This is a genomic window from Bradyrhizobium lablabi (genome assembly GCF_900141755.1).
Taxonomy (GTDB): domain Bacteria; phylum Pseudomonadota; class Alphaproteobacteria; order Rhizobiales; family Xanthobacteraceae; genus Bradyrhizobium; species Bradyrhizobium lablabi_A.
On sequence record NZ_LT670844.1, the window covers coordinates 334,248 to 350,079 of the forward strand.

Sequence of the window (15,832 nt, forward strand, 5' to 3'; positions counted from 1 at the left end):
GATTCAAGGCTCGAGCCCGGCCGCGCGCAGCACCGGAGCGACTTCGGCCGAGGCGAGGTAGGCCAACAACGCGTCGGCCTGAACCGCCCTTACGGAGGCCGCAAGGCGCCCGGCGGAAAACACCGCGGGCGTTTGCAATTCGCGCGGGATCGGTCCGACCACTTCAACGCCCCTGACCTGCATCAATTCGCTGAGCTGCTGCACGGCGAGATCCGCCTCGCCCGACACCAGCCGTTCGGCGGTCAAACCCGACGGCACGATCCGCGCGCCGGCGTTGATCTCGGAGGCGATCCCCATCCGCTCGATCAGTTGCGCAAAGAAAATGCCGCTGGCGCCGATCCGCGAATAGGCGACCGCGCGAGCATTAAGCAGCGTCGCGCGAAGCGCGGCGACGCTCGCGATATCGGGATGAACCGCACCGGCCTTTACCGCAATGCCCACGTAAGAGCTTGCCAGATCGACGCAACTTGCGGCGACCACCCTTCCCTGCGCAGCGAGACCTTCGAGCCCTTCGCGGGTGAGGATGACAACGTCGGCTTCCTCCCCACCGCGCAGTCGATCGAGCAATCCCAGTGTCGGCGCGAAATCCGCATCAAGGCGCGCGCCGCCGGCCGCCTGATAGGGTCCGGCAAGGGTTTGCACCGCCCCCTTCAGCGCGAGCGTCGAGAGCACCCGAACCACCTTCTCCATCGCGCGTCCCTTACCGCGGCCCCGCAGGCTGCGCCCACAAGCGCGGTCCGTTCTAGCAAACGCGCAAGCCGGCGCAATGGCGTGCGGTGTCTCCAAAACGCAATGATCCGCCAAAGCGCTCAAGCTCTGGCGGATCAGGATGCAGCCTGGAAGGCCCCAGCCCCTAGGCCTTATCGAGGCTTAGGCCGCGGCCGCCTTGGCCGCGGTCGGGACGGAAGCAATCGTCTTCAGGATCTGCGAAGCGATCTGGTAGGGGTCGCCTTGCGAGTTCGGGCGGCGGTCTTCCAGATAACCCTTGTAGCCGTTGTTGGCGAAGCTGTGGGGAACGCGGATCGAGGCGCCGCGGTCGGCGATACCCCAGCTGAAAGTGTCGATCGAAGCGGTCTCGTGCTTGCCGGTCAGGCGCAAATGGTTGTCCGGGCCGTAGACCGCGATGTGATCGGCGCGGTTAGCCTTGAAGGCATCCATGAGCTTCTCGAAGTACTCCTTGCCGCCGACTTCGCGCATGTACTTGGTGGAGAAGTTGGCGTGCATGCCGGAGCCGTTCCAGTCGGTGTCGCCGAGCGGCTTGCAGTGGTACTCGATGTCAATGCCATACTTCTCGGTCAGCCGCTGCATCAGATAGCGGGCCATCCACATTTCGTCAGCGGCCTTCTTGGAGCCTTTGCCGAAGATCTGGAATTCCCACTGGCCTTTCGCCACCTCGGCGTTGATGCCTTCGTGGTTGATGCCGGCGGCGAGGCAGAGGTCGAGATGCTTGTCGACGATCTCGCGCGCGACCGCGCCGACGTTCGAATAGCCGACGCCGGTGTAATACGGTCCCTGCGGCGCGGGATAGCCGCTGGTCGGAAAGCCGAGCGGACGGCCGTCCTTGTACATGAAATATTCCTGCTCGAAGCCGAACCAGGCGCCTTCGTCGTCCAGAATGGTGGCACGCTTGTTGGTGGGATGCGGGGTCTTGCCGTCGGGCATCATCACTTCGCACATCACCAGCGCGCCGTTGGTGCGCGCGCCGTCCGGATAGACAGCGACCGGCTTGAGCACGCAATCGGAGCTGTGGCCCTCGGCCTGCATGGTCGAGCTTCCGTCGAAGCCCCAAAGCGGAAGCTGCTCGAGCGTCGGAAATGCGTCGAATTCCTTGATTTGCGTTTTGCCGCGCAGATTCGGTGTCGGCGTATAGCCGTCGAGCCAGATATACTCGAGCTTATACTTTGTCATTGAGCCTCTCTCATAGTTTGATGATGCGAAAGGTGGGAAACCGAAGCTTATTGGTCACCACAAGCGTACCCGGCCACCATCGGCCATTTCTTTCTAAGCAATTAAGGTGCCAAACGCTGCGTTGCGGGATAGCGCTACCGGACGGCAAATCCACCCCGCCTCTCCGCCGCGGATTCGCGTTTGGGGGTGCGGCAAAGGCGCGCGGGGGGCCTCACGGGCAGGCACCCGGGCAAGGCGACTTATCCCCTATCTACGCCCGATTGCGCAGCACTCGGCAGACCGGTCCATCGCTTCGATTAAAACCGCGCCATCGGCCGGCAACAATCGGCAAGAAAGCAAGCCGCCTCCGGCAACCTCTGCGATGGCCCACGCGTTAGCCAGACGGGGACTGCTCCCCCGGGTGCAAAACCAGAACTGCCTAGAAATTATACAGTAAATGACTTTGCCTTGGTCAGGTTGCACCGGCGACGCGCACCGACGATATCGATTTCAGTAACCAGTCGAGAACGAGTCGGGCGCAGCATGAGTCTAATGCGCATCGACACATTGGAGAGACGATCATGAACACGAGTCTGAATCACGGGTCTGCAAAGATCTACCAATTCCCTCCCGGGGGCCGCGCGGCTCTCGGCGGACGTCGCTATGAGGAGACCAAGCAATCAGCCGAGCAAAGCTCGTCGCGCGTGAACGAGGCGGCGCTTAGCGGCAGCTGGTATCACGAAGCGGCCATCCAGGCGGCAATGCAGGAATCCAAGCCGGCGTGGGAGCGCTGATGCCAGTCGCAAGCTCGATACCGATGGGTGGCGGGTCTTGGGTGGGATATCAAAAGTTAAAAAAGGGTCGGGACCTCAGCGTTCCGGCCCTTTTTCATGTCAATGCGCACGCCGTCGTCGGCCTTCTCGCGTGCCTGACCGTGGTGCCCGTCTTGGTGATGTTTAACGTGATCCCGCCGCCCGAATAGCGCGCCCCCGACAGCGTGATGCGCCTGTTGAGCGTCACCGCCTGGCCGTCGATCTGCAGAAAGGCGCGCCGGTCATAGGCGAAAAATCCGACGATAAACTGCGTGCCATCGGCGCAGCGATAATTCTGGAAGGTCTGGGCGAAAGCAGACGATGACCCCGCCGCCGCAATGCCGGCAAAAAGTAAAGCCGCACCGAAAATTGAACGCTGTCGCCAATTCATCTTTGCCCCCACGAGCGGCTAGTATAGACGAGACCCGTCCGCCCGCCACGCCCGTCAGTCATTTCTCCGCCGCAGAGGATGGCTTAAGCTAAGCCGATGTCAGATCAACCCGCCCCTCCGCCTGCCCGCCATCTCAACCTCGCCGGCGCAAGCAATTTCCGCGACCTCGGCGGTTACGCCGCGAGCGACGGCCGCCGGGTGCGCTGGCGGCAGCTCTTCCGTTCCAACCATCTCGGCCATGTCACATCAGCCGATATCGAGATTTTGCGCGGCCTTGGCCTGAAGAACGCGTTCGATTTTCGCGGCACCGGGGAGCGCGTCGCCGCTTTGTGCGCGATATCGGAGATCGCGGTTCATTCGCTGCCGATCGAGCCGACCGTGGTCGCCGCGCTGCGGGCCCGCGCTTCCGACGGCGTCGTGCTGTCGTCGACCGACGCGGTAGATGTGATGCGCGATTCCTACCGCAACTACGTGCATCAAAACACGCAAAGCTTCCGGGCGCTGTTTACGCATTTGCTCGAGGACCGTGCACCGCTGGTGATCCATTGCACCGCCGGCAAGGATCGTACCGGCTTTGCCTGCGCGCTGATCCTGCAGGTGCTAGGCGTACCCGACGAGGTGATCGCCGAGGATTACCTGCTCACCAACCGCTTCTATCGCCGCGATCCCTCCGCGAGCTCCGAGCTTCCCGACGATGTCAGGCAGGTACTGGGCTCGGTGGAGACATCCTTCCTCGCCGCCGCCTATGACGCTATCCGGGCCGACTATGGCGATCTCGAAAACTATTTCAGCGATGGGTTGGGCGTCGGCGAACGCCAACGCGCGACGCTTCAGGCGCGCTATCTGGAATCCTGAACGCCTCCCCGCATCTCGGGAAGCGGGGCAGAGCTGCTTAGGCCGCCGCTTCCATTTCGGCATCGAGATCGGCGATGACGTCCTCGAACGCCGAGATCGCCTGTTGGATCGCCGCGATCTGCATCAGTTCCCACCCGCTCACCGGACCGACGCGATTCTGCAGCGCGACAACCAAATCCCGCCGCTGCTCCTTGAGCTGAACAAGCGGTAAACCGTGGTCAGGCAGATGTCTCATGATAGCTTTCCCAGCCCTTGGATTGAATCGCCACTCCCTATAGCGCGTTGATTCTGCCGTCCGCTTACAAAACTCCGGCAAATTTTAGCGATCGGCCCCGATCCGTATTCCTAAGTGGCGCCTTGCGCCGCCGCGACCGCCTTCATGATTGTATCGCACAAGCCTCTGGAAAGCCGGAGCGTGCTTGCATCGCTCTGATGCAGCCTGTCGGGGTCGGTCGGATCGAGCATCCGCTCGAACGATATGTTGTTGTGCACGTGCCAGTGCCGCATCAGCGCCCAGCGGTGAAAAACATTGACGCGTATCCGCTCCGCCACAGCCGATATCAGTGACACCATGCGTTCGGAGAGACCGGCCCTGTCGTCGAGGAGCATCGCCGGGACGTATTGCGGATCGATCAGCATCACGTCGAGCGGGTGGGCGCGCAGCTGATCCAGGCCGATGGCAATTTTGTCGGCGATGTCGTCGATATTGTAATCCTCCTTGTGGAATACCGCGTTGGTCCCGACCTGCCAGATCACCAGCAACGGTGTTTCGGAGAAAATGTCGGCTTGGAAGCGGAGTAATTCCTTGTCTGCTTCTTGGCCGCCTATTCCCCGGTTGAGCACATCGATATTCGGATTGTTTCTGGCGGCCCTCAGATACATCTCCAGCCGGTAGGGATAAGGCACGACGTCTCCCCTACCCGCCGTCGACGACGATCCCATCGCAATGATCTTGATCCGGCCACTGCCTCGAAGTGCTTCGGCCAGGCGCGGAAATGGGTACTTGAAGCCGATGACTTCATCAGGGAGATCGGCGAAGGCAAAATTGTCGACCATTGGAACCGTCCGCTCGTGACAACCATCTAACGCTGGCACCCTCATTTGGGCGCAATTTTTCGGAGCATTGCAAATGAATTTCGCCTGGCGATAGTGTGCACACTTTCATGCGCTGGCCCGGAGAGCAATCATGGACGGAAAAGTCGTTGTCGTGACCGGCGCCCTCGGCGCCCTCGGCAAGGTGGTTGCGGAGATGGCGCTGGCGCGAGGCGCCAAGGTCGCCGGAGTCGATCACGCGGCGTCGCAGACACCGCCAACGGAGACCCGAATAGAACTCGGCGGCGTCGATCTCTCGGATGCGGCGCAGGCCAAAAAGGTGATCGACGCCGTCGCGTCGCGCTTCGGCAGATTGGATGCGCTGATCAATATCGCCGGCGGCTTTGCGTTCGAGACCGTCGCGGAGGGCGATCCAAAGACCTGGCAGCGCATGTACGCGCTCAACGTGCTCACCGCACTGAATACGTCGCGGTCGGCGCTGCCGTATCTTGCTGCCTCCACGTCGGGGCGGATCGTCAATATCGGCGCGATGGGCGCGTTGCAGGCGGGTGCCGGCATGGGCCCCTACGCCGCATCCAAAGCCGGCGTGCACCGCCTGACCGAGGCGCTCGCCGCCGAATGGAAAGGCAAGATCACGGTCAATGCGGTGCTGCCCTCGACCATCGACACTCCAGCCAATCGCGCCAGCATGCCGAAAGCGGATTTTACGAAATGGGTGACGCCGCAGGAACTCGCCAACGTAATCCTGTTTCTTGCGAGCGACGCCGCCAGCGGCGTCACGGGAGCGCTATTGCCGGTAAGCGGGCGGGTGTAGCTCTCACGCCTCGGCCAGCCTCTTCAAGACCGCGCTGAAACGGATGCTGCGCTTGCCGGCGAGCGCGGTGGCTTCCCCGACCGCGCCGTCATCGGTGTAGGTGCCGGAAAAGCCGATGCCGACCTCGTAGCCGCCGAATACAGGCCGCTCTCCCTGGTTCGGGGTGTGCTCGTGATTGATGAGTTCGCCTTTCCACCGGCCATTGCCGCTCGTGTAGGCGCCGATATAATCGAAGAAGCCGTCGCCGCCGCGAATGCGGCCATTGTGCAGCAGCATGACGCCGGTGTTGCCGCCGTCGATGCCGTCGAGCATCCGGATGTGAATGGAGTAGAGCCCGTTGCGGATGCCGCCCTCCTTGTAGGGCGGAACGGGCGGCGCGGCCGCTTCGCTGATCGGCGTCATCACCGAGTTGAAGGCAACGCCGGGCAGTTGCGGCGTGCCGCCCTCAAAATGATATTGCTCGCCCTGCCGCCGGCCTGTGAGCGACAGCGTGATGTGATCGGTCTTCAAGAGCGGCTGGAAATTCGGATCGTTATTATGACGTATGGTCGACATCTCGGCCGATACTTCACCTTGAGCGGTCTCATGGTAGGTGCCGACGAACCCGAAAGCCGAATTTCCGCCCATCATCTTGCCGTCATAGCAATAGAGGACGCCGCGGCGCGAACCGTGCACCGTATGCATCTCGACCTTGTAAAGTCCCTTCAGCATTACGACCTGCGACCTTTCGGTCCGCAACCTCTGGTCTCTCAATAACCTATCTCAAATGGCCCATCTCAAATGTGAAGCAAAACGGGCGCCCGCTCCGTTCAGTCCGGAACCAATAACCGCAGCTTCGATTTGAATCGAATGCTCTGTTTGCCGGCGAGCGAGATGCCGTCGGTTTCGGCGCCCTCATCGGTATAGGTTCCGGTAAATCCGATGGTCACGACCTTGCGCTCCCAGATCGGACGGGCGCCGAAGGTCGGCGAGTGTTCCTGGTTGGTGACCTCGCCCTTCCATTTGCCGTTCGCGCAAGTGTAGGTGCCATAGGCATAAAAGAAGGAATCGCCGCCGCGCAGCGTCCCGTCGCGCACGACCATGACGCCCTGATTGCCGCCCTTGACGCCGTCGAGCATCTCTACGGTGATATGGTAGAGGCCGTTCCTGATCGTCACGTTCGTCGCGCCCGTCTTTGTCCCGAGCGCTAGGATACCCGTTCCGGTGTCGTTTGATCAAATCACACTGCAGGCGCCGCCGGGGCCGATCCGGGCTAGACTCGGACACTGAGTCGCACGCCTGACATTGGGGCCCCCTTGGAAACCGCGCTGTATTTGCCCGTCAAACGCTTCCTGGAAAAGCTCGGCTTCACGGTCAAGGGCGAAGTCGGCGGCTGCGACCTGGTGGCGCTGAGCGGCGACGATCCCCCGATCGTCGTGATCGGCGAATTGAAACTTTCATTCAATCTGGAGCTGGTGCTGCAGGCTGTCGACCGCGCCGGTGCCTGCGACGAGGTTTGGCTGGCCGCCAGGATGTCGATACGCGGCAAGGGCCGCGAGAGCGACGCGCGCTATCGCAATCTGTGCCGCCGGCTCGGCTTTGGCATGCTGGCGGTGACCAATACCGGCGATGTCGAGGTCATCGTCAAACCGCCGACCACGAGCCCGCGCCGCGATCCGAAGAAGCGTTCCCGCCTGGTTGCCGAGCATCGGCGCCGCCAAGGCGATCCGGCGCTGGGCGGAAGCACGCGCGCGCCGATCATGACGGCCTACAGGCAGCAGGCGCTGGCCTGCGCGGCGGCGCTGGCGCGGGGTCCGCGGCGGGTGCGCGACCTCAAGCCCGCCATTCCCGACGCCCCGAAAATCCTGCAGCACAACGTCTATGGCTGGTTCGACCGCGCCGAGCGTGGCATTTATCAGCTGACCGATGCCGGACGCGCTGCGCTGAAACGCTGGCCGCAGCAACCGCTCTCCTTTGCAAGCGCCGGCGATTCCATTCCTTGAACGAAAGCCGCGGGAGGACACCATGATCGTGGTAACCGGCAGCGTGACGGCGAAGGAAGATTGTTTCGACGAGGTCCGCGGATTGAGCCTCGAACATGTCCGTCGTTCGCGCAGCGAGCCCGGATGCATCTCCCACGCGGTGCATGTCGATTGCGAGAATCCGATGCGGCTGGTGTTCGTCGAGCAATGGGCCGATCGCCCCGCGCTGTTGGCCCATTTCGCGGTGCCGGAGTCGCGGCAGTTCGTCCGCGCGCTGCAGCCGCTCGCCGCGGCCGCAACAACGATCGAGATTTATGACGCTACAAGAGTGGAAAACTTTTAATTCGCGAACGCATAGCTGGATTGCCATATCAATTTCATATTGCAATGCAACATGAGGACTTCTAGGTATTCCGGACCAAACGAGAGGCCCCGATGAGCGAAGACTGGAATACGAAATATGGAACGCGGCGCGTCCGGCGCGATCCGCCGACGCTGGATGAAGCAATTTTTGCCGCGATCGGTATCACCGACGATCAGAATGAGCAGGCCGAGATCGCCGCGTCGCTGATGGGGCTGCCGATCGAGGCCGTGACTGCGGAAGTGAAGAAGATGGCGCGCACGTCGGCGCGCTCGACGACGCGGGTTATCGCAGGCGAACAAGGCGCGCAGCGCTCGGTCGTGGTCGAGCGCCGGGTGATCCGAAAGTTCGGCAACGACAAACGCACCGGGACCTAACCGCGCCTTTGGCGAGCGGCTGGAATTCGCGCCTTGCCTGACAGCAAAGCGCGATTTTTTTATCAGGTCCGCTCGGCCGTCTGGCCCAAGCCATACATTTGCAGGACAAGCTTCCAGTACATCCGATTGAATTTGATCATCGCGCGCGCCGCATCGGCCGGGGTTGCGATGGCTACGCTTGCGGATTCGGCCCGAGGTTGCTGCGTCAGATCAATGCTGCCGGTGGATTCGCCGTAACGGAAGGTCAGGTTCGCGCCGAATTTCTGGGCGAGCGCCCGCATCGCCTGGTTTTGCGCACCGGTCGTGATCCGCAAGGAGCGGTAACCCTTGGCTCGGGCTTCCGCGATTAGCTTCTTGAACAGGATGCTGCCGACGCCCTGCCGGCGCACGCTCGCCTCCACGCTGAAAGCGATCTCGGGGAGTGAATCCGGGGATTGATCCGGCGGATGCAGTTCCGCCGCACCGCGCACCACGCCGTTTTCGAAATAGGCGATGATGACGGTGCCATCTTCCGCGCATTTCGCGGCATAGCGTTCGATAAAACTGTCATCGAGGAAGCCATGGAAGCGATCGCGACGGCTTTCCGGATCGAGCCGCAACAGATGATCGCGCAACAGCGGCAATTCTTCTTGCTGACGCAGTGTCCGAACGTAGCCCTTGGCCGGCGCCGAACGGGTAGAGTCTTGGTAGTTCACTTCATAACTCCTCTTGGAAATCCCTCGAGGAGGCGTCGAATCCCTAGTTCCCTGATATTGCATTGCAGCACGAAATTCAAGGCCGTTTTCCGCCTCAAATAACGGCAACTATTCGACATCATTAACGCCCCCTCGGACCGCTGCGCCGTTAACATTTCCTTGACGCCTGTGCCGATCGGCAAGCTACTTGCAAGCGCTGGATTGGCGCCAGACTTTGGCGCCATGGATTCCTGGAGCTCCATCGTGGCTGTCGTGCTCGACACGAGTACTTCGGTTCCGGATCGCCGACTTGCGGTCTGGCAGGACATCGTCTGCGACACCTTTGTCGGGCTCGATTGCCGCTCGGACATGGACGATTCGTTCTGGGGTGCGGTTACGCAGTCGACGATCGGGCCGGTGTCGTGCACGCGGGTCGATTCCTGCGCCCAGCGGGTGTTCCGCACGCCGTCCAGGATCGCGCGCGCCAGCGAGGATTACGTGCTGGTGGCCCTGGGCAACAGTGGCGTCAACGGCGTGTTCCAGGACGGCCGCGAAGCCGTCGTATCCGCGGGCCAGTTCGTCATTTACGACACCACCCGGCCCTATGAGTTGCGCTTCGACGAGGGCTTTTCGCAGACCATCTTTCAGATGCCGCGAAAACTTCTGCATCAGCGCATCGGCGCGTTCAACGCGCTAACGGCGACCACGTTCTCCGCAAATCGTCCCCTCGAACGACTGGCCTATGAATTCCTGATCGGCTTGAGCAGGACCATCGACCAGGTCGATCCGGCCACGGCCAATCGATTGATGGACCAGGGGCTCGATCTCATCGCAATGGTCTTCGCCGACCGGATGCATCAGCATTCGCATGACCAGTCGTTTCACAGATCGGCGCTGCTTTATCGTCTCAAGAACTACATCCTCAGCCATCTGCGCGATCCCGAACTCTCGATGCCGCGGGCTGCCGCGGCACTCGGCATCTCGCCGCGCTACGCCAGCGATCTGATCGCCGCCGAACAGACCTCGTTCCGCAGCTACGTCCAGATGCAGCGTCTTGAGCGATGCAAGCGCGATCTGGCCGACCCCGCCCACGCGGCCCGGCATGTCAGCGATATCGCATTCGCGTGGGGTTTTAACGACCTCGCTCATTTCAGCCGCATCTTCAAGCAAAGGTTCGGCGTCGCGCCGCGCGAATGGCGCGAGCACCCGACGCCATAGTCGGGCGCCCCCGGCTCCTTTGCCAGTTACGACAAGTTTTCGTTCCGCCGCGGACAAGCGGCGCGGCGGCACATCGCTGTAGGCTTCGGGCCAGTGGTCTCCTGTCTCCTGATTGCGAAAGGATGATTTCGATGGGTCTTGTTCATCAGAAATACAGGGTTGCGGTGGTTCAGGCGGCGCCGGTTTGGCTCGATCTCGATGCGACCGTCGACAAAACGATCGCCCTGATCGAGCAGGCCGCAGCCGAGGGCGCGAAGCTGATCGCGTTTCCCGAAACCTTCATCCCCGGATATCCGTGGCAGATCTGGCTCGGCGCTCCCGCCTGGGCGATCGGCCGTGGCTTCGTGCAGCGCTATTTTGACAATTCGCTTTCGTACGACGGCCCAGAGGCCGAAAAGATCCGCAAGGCCGTGAAGCGCGCCAAGTTAACCGCAGTCATCGGCCTGTCCGAACGCGAAGGCGGCAGCCTGTACATCGCGCAGTGGCTGATCGGCCCCGACGGCGAGACCATCGCCAAGCGGCGCAAGCTGCGGCCGACCCATGCCGAACGCACCGTGTTCGGCGAGGGCGACGGCAGCGACCTCGCCGTCCATGATCGCGCCGACGTCGGACGGCTCGGCGCATTGTGCTGCTGGGAGCATCTGCAGCCGCTATCGAAATACGCGATGTACGCACAGAACGAGCAGGTTCACGTCGGCGCCTGGCCGAGCTTCTCGCTTTACGACCCGTTCGCGCATGCGCTGGGCTCCGAGGTCAACAACGCTGCAAGCAAGGTCTACGCCGTTGAGGGCTCATGTTTCTTCCTCGGCCCCTGCGCGGTGGTCTCGCAAGCCATGATCGACGAGCTCTGCGACAGCCCTGAGAAACACGCATTCCTGCACGCCGGCGGCGGCCATGCGGTGATCTATGGGCCGGACGGTAGTTCGCTTGCCGAAAAACTTCCGCCGGATCAGGAAGGCATTCTGTATGCCGATATCGATCTCGGCATGATCGGCGTGGCGAAGAATGCCGCCGATCCCGCCGGACACTATTCCAGGCCGGACGTCACGCGGCTCCTGCTCAACTCCTCCCGCGCCAACCGCGTTGAACATTTTACGCTTCCCGTCGATGCGGAGGTCATGAGCGAAATAAGGCTGCAGGCCTGACGACAACCTCAAGAGGAGCCCGCCATGGAATCCGCGATCCCGGAGCATCTTCGAACCACCCGCACGCGCCACCGCCGCATTCCTGACGACTACGCGCCGCCCTATCCGTCGTTCGTGGCGCGCCACAAGCCTGGCGTTGCGCGGGTCGTGATGGCCTATTTCGGCGTCCAGGCCCGCGATGCCTCTTCGAAAGCCGCGGGCGAGGCGCTGGCGTGGATCACCACCTGTTTCGAGTCCGATGCTGGCCCAACGCATTGGGATCGGGCGCGCTATATCGACGAAGCCGGTTTTAGCAATATCGTGACGGTTGCGTATTGGGACGACCGCGCAAAGTTCGATGGCTGGTTTCCGACGGCACGCGACGGCTGGACCGGCGACCGGCGCGCCTTGGACGGTGTCGGCACGTTCATCGAGGTGCTCTATCCATCCGTCGAAGGCTACGAAACCCTGTTCTCCTCGTTAGGAAGGCCAGAAGGCATTGCCGTTCTTGCCGACGGCATGAGCGGTGAAGTCCAGGAGCATGCCTATTGGGGCGGCATGCGCGATCGCATCCCGTTGTCGCAGACCAGCGAGTTGGCGCCCGCGGGCGCGGCCCGCGCCATTCGTGACGGCGCGCGCATCCGCGTCATCCCGCACGACAATTTATGCTTGATCCGCTCTGGTCAGGATTGGGTCGATACGGAAGCATCAGAGCGCAATATGTATCTCGGGGACGTCGAGCCGGTCTTGAGGGAAGGCATGGACTTTTTGCGCGATGAAGGCCGCTCGATCGGTTGTTATGCCAACCGTTACATGACGGTGACCGCGCCCGACGGCCGGCCAATCGAAAAGTCCTACGGCATGAGCTGGTGGAAAAGCCTGGCGGCGCTGGAGCGTTGGGCTGAATCGCATCCGACCCATGTCAGGATTTTTGGCGCGGCGATGAAATATCTGTCGACGCTAGGGCCGGCCGCGAAGTTACGGCTTTATCATGAGGTCACCGTCGCACGCACCGATGAAGCGTTTTTCGAATATTTCGACTGTCATCCACAAACCGGAATGTTGAATGCGGTGCAGAGGGCCGACACGGCGTAACCACGATCCGCGCGCCTGCTCGTTACAACACCATCTGTGTTTGCGTGACGATGGCAACCAGGCGGCCCTCCTCCGTCTCCAGCCGGGTTTGCCAGACCTGGGTGCGCCGGCCCCGATGCACCGGCGTCGCGGTGGCGACGACGGTCATGCCCTCTTTCGCACCGCCGATGAAATTGGTCTTGCTTTCGATCGTTGTGGTGCCCTTGGCATCCTCGGGCAAATTTATCACCGTCGCCGCAGCGCCGACCGAATCCGCCAGCGCCATGATGGCGCCGCCATGAATGGTGTGGCCGAGGGTGCAGAGATCCGGCCGCACCAGCATCCTTGCCACCACGCGATCTTTGTCGGCTTCGGTGAAAGTCACGCCTTTCAGCTCCGCAAAAGGCATTTTCATCGAATTCACTTTTTCGAGTGGCGTCATGATCGGCGATCCTCCAGCTCTTCCCTACGGCGTCATTCCGGGATGGTCCGAAGGACCAGACCCGGAATCTCGAGATTCCGGGTTCGATGCTTCGCATCGCCCCGGAATGACGTCTTATCGCGAAGACGTTCTTGAAACGATTACCTGCGAGGTAAGGCCGGTAATGACGTTCTCCGGCCGTGACAGGCGATTTATTATCGGCCACCCTCTCGCCATGCGCCAGTTCCCTCCCCGCCGGATCGTATGTCTCACGGAAGAAACCGTCGAGACGCTGTATCTGCTTGGCGAGCAGGACCGGATCGTCGGCGTTTCCGGCTACGCGGTGCGACCGCCGCAGGTCCGGCGCGAAAAGCCGCGGGTATCGGCCTTTATCTCGGCCGATATTCCGAAAATTCTCGCGCTCGAGCCGGACCTCGCTCTCGCTTTCTCGGATTTGCAGGCGGATATCGTCGCCGACCTGGTGCGCGCCGGCGTCGACATCCATGTCTTCAACCAGCGCGACATCGCGGGCATCCTTTCGATGATCCGCACCGTCGGCGCGCTGGTCGGGGCGGCCGAGCGCGCCGATCAGCTCGCGGCCAGCTATGAGATGCGCCTCGCCGGCATCGCGTCCATTGCGCGGCCCGCGGCAAAGCCAAAGGTCTATTTCGAGGAATGGGACGATCCGCTGATCTCCGGCATCGGCTGGGTTTCCGAACTGATCGAGATCGCGGGCGGCGAAGACATCCTGCCAAGACTGCGGTTTCAACAGGCCGCCAAGGATCGCATTATTTTGCCCGACGTTGTGCGCGCCGCTGCGCCCGATGTGATCCTGGCGTCGTGGTGCGGCAAGAAGGTCGTGCCCGACAAGATCAGGAAGCGGCCGGGCTGGAACGAAATTCCCGCTGTCCGCAACGACCGAATCATCGAGATAAAATCGACGCTGATCCTGCAGCCCGGTCCCGCCGCGCTGACGGACGGGCTGGATGCGATTGTCACGGCGTTGTGGCCTGCTTGAATAATCCTCATCCTGAGGAGCGGCCACTTGGCCGCGTCTCGAAGGATGAGGATAGACCCGTGGCCTCGTGGTTCGAGACGCGCGCAAGGCGCGCTCCTCACCATGAGGGTCTTACACCTTCTCCACCCCGCACCATTCGGCGATGAACAGCGCGGTCGCCTTGGTCGATTTGCGCAGCGAGTCGAGATCGACATATTCATTGAAGCCGTGCATGGCCGCGCCGCTCGCACCGAAACACAGGCTCGGAATGTTGTAGTTCAAGCCATAAAACCGCGTATCGGTAAGCGCGGTGAAGACGAGATCCTGTACCGCGCCGCCATAGACCGCCGCAAATGCCTTGCCGAACGCGGCTTCGGCTTCAGCCGAATCCTTCAATTCATAGCCCTCGGACAGAAAGCCGGACCATTCGACCTCGGGCGGATTGTTGGAGAGGAAGCGATGATCGCGCGCGGCGGCCGAGACGCAACTGCGAATCTCGGCCTGGCAATCGGCGACCGACCAGCCGGGCAGGATCGCGATCCGGCAATCGACGTCGCACCACGCCGGCACGCTGGAGGCCCAGTCGCCGCCCTTGATGATGCCCGGATTGAAATTGATCGGATGCGTGAGCGCCTTGAAGTAGCGATCGCTTTTCGCGCGCTCGTTCCATTCGATCTCGAGCTTTTGCAGCGCCTCGATCAGATGGTAGGCCGCGGTGATCGCGTTGGCGCCTGAGCCTGCCTCGAACACGTGCACGGGATGGCCGCGTACTTTCAGGCGAAACCAGATCACGCCAACCTGCGAGCGCACCATCTTGCCGGATGTCGGCTCGGGAATGAGACACGCATCGGCGCGGTAGCCGCGCTGCAAGGTCGAGAGCGCGCCGACGCCGGTGCTCTCCTCCTCGATCACGGACTGGAAGTGGATCCGTGCGGTCGGCTTCAATCCCGCCGCCTTGATCGCGTCGAGCGCATAGAGCGCGCCGATGGTGCCGGACTTCATGTCGCAGGCGCCGCGGCCGTACATCTTGCCGTCTTTGATGACCGGCGAAAACGGCGGCGTCTCCCACATCTCGAGCGGTCCGGTCGGCACCACATCACAATGTCCCTGCAGGATCAGCGACCGACCGGCATTGGTCGAAGGCCGGTAAGTGCCGACGACCGTGCGCGCCTTGGAAAAATCATGCTCGATCGGCCCAAAACCGCGCAAATCTTTCAAGTCGTCGACATCGATATGCCAGTCGTCGACCTCGTAGCCGCGCTGCCGCAAGAGATCGCCGATCATGTCCTGGCACGGCCCTTCGGCGCCGCGGGTCGAGGGAATGGCAACGAAATCGCGCGTGGTCGCAAGCTGCGCGTCGAAACCGGCATCGACGGCGTCGAGGATTTTTTGCTTGGTATCGATGGCGTTCATTGCAGTCGGTTTTCCTGTTGTCGCTTTCAGAATCACCCGCCCGCCAATAAACTTCGCGGGCGAGATTTCGCGCCCCATGGAGACACAGATGCAAGGCAACCGCAATATTCTGCATCTCGTGGTCGGCGCGCTCTGCGGTTGCGCGCCGCTGGTGCTCGCAACCCCGGTAATGGCGGAACAGGTGTCGCGCGAGCAGGACACCGTGAACTTGCGGCTCGGACAACGAATCCAGGTCGATGACGGATCGTGCCCCGCCGGCCAGATCAAGGAAGTCTCGGGCGCGCGGATGACCGCGAACGGAATCCTTCGGGCGGTAAATTGCGTTCCACGCACGAAGAGGTAAGCGAGCGCGGCGACGCCCGTGGGCGCCGCTGCCAGCCAAACCAGGATTTCGAAATTC

21 protein-coding genes are annotated in these 15,832 nt (G+C 62.0%); 11 read left to right on the forward strand and 10 right to left on the reverse strand.

Annotated features, from left to right (window positions below):
* Positions 1-3: 3 nt before the first annotated feature.
* Both B5526_RS01530 and B5526_RS01535 read right to left on the reverse strand, forming a co-directional pair.
* Entirely contained in the window at positions 4-690 is a 687-nt protein-coding gene (locus B5526_RS01530; protein ID WP_079536323.1) for a substrate-binding domain-containing protein, read from the reverse strand.
* A gap of 180 nt (positions 691-870) precedes the next feature.
* Positions 871-1,908 (reverse strand): glutamine synthetase beta-grasp domain-containing protein, encoded by a 1,038-nt coding sequence (locus B5526_RS01535; RefSeq protein ID WP_079536325.1) that lies wholly within the window; start codon positions 1,906-1,908, stop codon positions 871-873.
* Between the two features lie 560 nt (positions 1,909-2,468).
* Between B5526_RS01535 and B5526_RS01540 the strand changes: the two genes are divergently transcribed.
* A complete protein-coding gene (locus B5526_RS01540) occupies positions 2,469-2,681 on the forward strand; it encodes a DUF2735 domain-containing protein (RefSeq protein WP_433994616.1) in 213 nt (70 codons plus the stop codon).
* Positions 2,682-2,775: 94 nt separating this feature from the next.
* On the opposite strand, the gene B5526_RS01545 is transcribed toward B5526_RS01540, so the two are convergent.
* Positions 2,776-3,090 (reverse strand): MliC family protein, encoded by a 315-nt coding sequence (locus B5526_RS01545; RefSeq protein WP_079536328.1) that lies wholly within the window; start codon positions 3,088-3,090, stop codon positions 2,776-2,778.
* 96 nt (positions 3,091-3,186) lie between these two features.
* On the opposite strand from B5526_RS01545, the gene B5526_RS01550 reads away from it, so the two are divergent.
* Positions 3,187-3,945 (forward strand): tyrosine-protein phosphatase, encoded by a 759-nt coding sequence (locus B5526_RS01550; protein WP_079536330.1) that lies wholly within the window; start codon positions 3,187-3,189, stop codon positions 3,943-3,945.
* A gap of 37 nt (positions 3,946-3,982) precedes the next feature.
* Here B5526_RS01550 and B5526_RS01555 read toward each other — a convergent pair whose 3' ends face one another.
* Positions 3,983-4,180, reverse strand: coding sequence for a hypothetical protein (locus B5526_RS01555; protein WP_244562171.1), 198 nt, complete (start codon positions 4,178-4,180; stop codon positions 3,983-3,985).
* A gap of 110 nt (positions 4,181-4,290) precedes the next feature.
* Positions 4,291-5,001, reverse strand: a complete 711-nt coding sequence (locus B5526_RS01560; protein ID WP_079536332.1) for an SGNH/GDSL hydrolase family protein — start codon at positions 4,999-5,001, stop codon at positions 4,291-4,293.
* 130 nt (positions 5,002-5,131) lie between these two features.
* On the opposite strand from B5526_RS01560, the gene B5526_RS01565 reads away from it, so the two are divergent.
* On the forward strand, positions 5,132-5,812 hold the full coding sequence (locus B5526_RS01565; protein ID WP_079536334.1) for an SDR family oxidoreductase: 681 nt from the start codon (positions 5,132-5,134) through the stop codon (positions 5,810-5,812).
* Between the two features lie 3 nt (positions 5,813-5,815).
* Here the strand turns inward: B5526_RS01565 and B5526_RS01570 are convergent, their stop codons facing one another.
* Both B5526_RS01570 and B5526_RS01575 read right to left on the reverse strand, forming a co-directional pair.
* Positions 5,816-6,523 (reverse strand): hypothetical protein, encoded by a 708-nt coding sequence (locus tag B5526_RS01570; protein WP_079536336.1) that lies wholly within the window; start codon positions 6,521-6,523, stop codon positions 5,816-5,818.
* Positions 6,524-6,621: 98 nt separating this feature from the next.
* Entirely contained in the window at positions 6,622-6,969 is a 348-nt protein-coding gene (locus B5526_RS01575) for a hypothetical protein (protein WP_079536337.1), read from the reverse strand.
* Between the two features lie 138 nt (positions 6,970-7,107).
* Between B5526_RS01575 and B5526_RS01580 the strand changes: the two genes are divergently transcribed.
* The 3 genes from B5526_RS01580 (at position 7,108) to B5526_RS01590 (ending at position 8,511) form a co-directional block, all read left to right on the forward strand.
* Positions 7,108-7,794: a DUF2161 domain-containing phosphodiesterase gene (locus B5526_RS01580; RefSeq protein WP_079536339.1), complete on the forward strand. Its 687-nt coding sequence runs from the start codon at positions 7,108-7,110 to the stop codon at positions 7,792-7,794.
* Positions 7,795-7,816: 22 nt separating this feature from the next.
* A complete protein-coding gene (locus B5526_RS01585; RefSeq protein WP_079536340.1) occupies positions 7,817-8,116 on the forward strand; it encodes a putative quinol monooxygenase in 300 nt (99 codons plus the stop codon).
* Positions 8,117-8,208: 92 nt separating this feature from the next.
* Positions 8,209-8,511 (forward strand): hypothetical protein, encoded by a 303-nt coding sequence (locus B5526_RS01590; RefSeq protein ID WP_079536341.1) that lies wholly within the window; start codon positions 8,209-8,211, stop codon positions 8,509-8,511.
* A gap of 62 nt (positions 8,512-8,573) precedes the next feature.
* Here B5526_RS01590 and B5526_RS01595 read toward each other — a convergent pair whose 3' ends face one another.
* A complete protein-coding gene (locus B5526_RS01595; protein WP_154071080.1) occupies positions 8,574-9,206 on the reverse strand; it encodes a GNAT family N-acetyltransferase in 633 nt (210 codons plus the stop codon).
* Positions 9,207-9,449: 243 nt separating this feature from the next.
* On the opposite strand from B5526_RS01595, the gene B5526_RS01600 reads away from it, so the two are divergent.
* The 3 genes from B5526_RS01600 (at position 9,450) to B5526_RS01610 (ending at position 12,622) form a co-directional block, all read left to right on the forward strand.
* Positions 9,450-10,403, forward strand: coding sequence for a helix-turn-helix domain-containing protein (locus B5526_RS01600; RefSeq protein WP_244562172.1), 954 nt, complete (start codon positions 9,450-9,452; stop codon positions 10,401-10,403).
* Between the two features lie 131 nt (positions 10,404-10,534).
* Positions 10,535-11,548 carry a carbon-nitrogen hydrolase family protein gene (locus tag B5526_RS01605; RefSeq protein ID WP_079544612.1) on the forward strand — a complete coding sequence of 338 codons (1,014 nt, stop codon included), beginning with the start codon at positions 10,535-10,537 and terminating at the stop codon, positions 11,546-11,548.
* Positions 11,549-11,572: 24 nt separating this feature from the next.
* Positions 11,573-12,622 carry a phenylacetaldoxime dehydratase family protein gene (locus B5526_RS01610; RefSeq protein WP_079536344.1) on the forward strand — a complete coding sequence of 350 codons (1,050 nt, stop codon included), beginning with the start codon at positions 11,573-11,575 and terminating at the stop codon, positions 12,620-12,622.
* A gap of 22 nt (positions 12,623-12,644) precedes the next feature.
* Here B5526_RS01610 and B5526_RS01615 read toward each other — a convergent pair whose 3' ends face one another.
* Positions 12,645-13,043 carry a PaaI family thioesterase gene (locus tag B5526_RS01615; RefSeq protein WP_079536346.1) on the reverse strand — a complete coding sequence of 133 codons (399 nt, stop codon included), beginning with the start codon at positions 13,041-13,043 and terminating at the stop codon, positions 12,645-12,647.
* A 214-nt stretch (positions 13,044-13,257) separates the two neighbouring features.
* Here B5526_RS01615 and B5526_RS01620 point away from each other — a divergent pair, with 214 nt between their 5' ends.
* Positions 13,258-14,040, forward strand: a complete 783-nt coding sequence (locus tag B5526_RS01620) for a cobalamin-binding protein (RefSeq protein ID WP_079536348.1) — start codon at positions 13,258-13,260, stop codon at positions 14,038-14,040.
* Between the two features lie 111 nt (positions 14,041-14,151).
* Here B5526_RS01620 and B5526_RS01625 read toward each other — a convergent pair whose 3' ends face one another.
* Positions 14,152-15,432 carry an ArgE/DapE family deacylase gene (locus tag B5526_RS01625; protein ID WP_079544613.1) on the reverse strand — a complete coding sequence of 427 codons (1,281 nt, stop codon included), beginning with the start codon at positions 15,430-15,432 and terminating at the stop codon, positions 14,152-14,154.
* 88 nt (positions 15,433-15,520) lie between these two features.
* Here B5526_RS01625 and B5526_RS01630 point away from each other — a divergent pair, with 88 nt between their 5' ends.
* A complete protein-coding gene (locus B5526_RS01630) occupies positions 15,521-15,775 on the forward strand; it encodes a DUF6719 family protein (protein ID WP_079544614.1) in 255 nt (84 codons plus the stop codon).
* Positions 15,776-15,832: the final 57 nt, after the last annotated feature.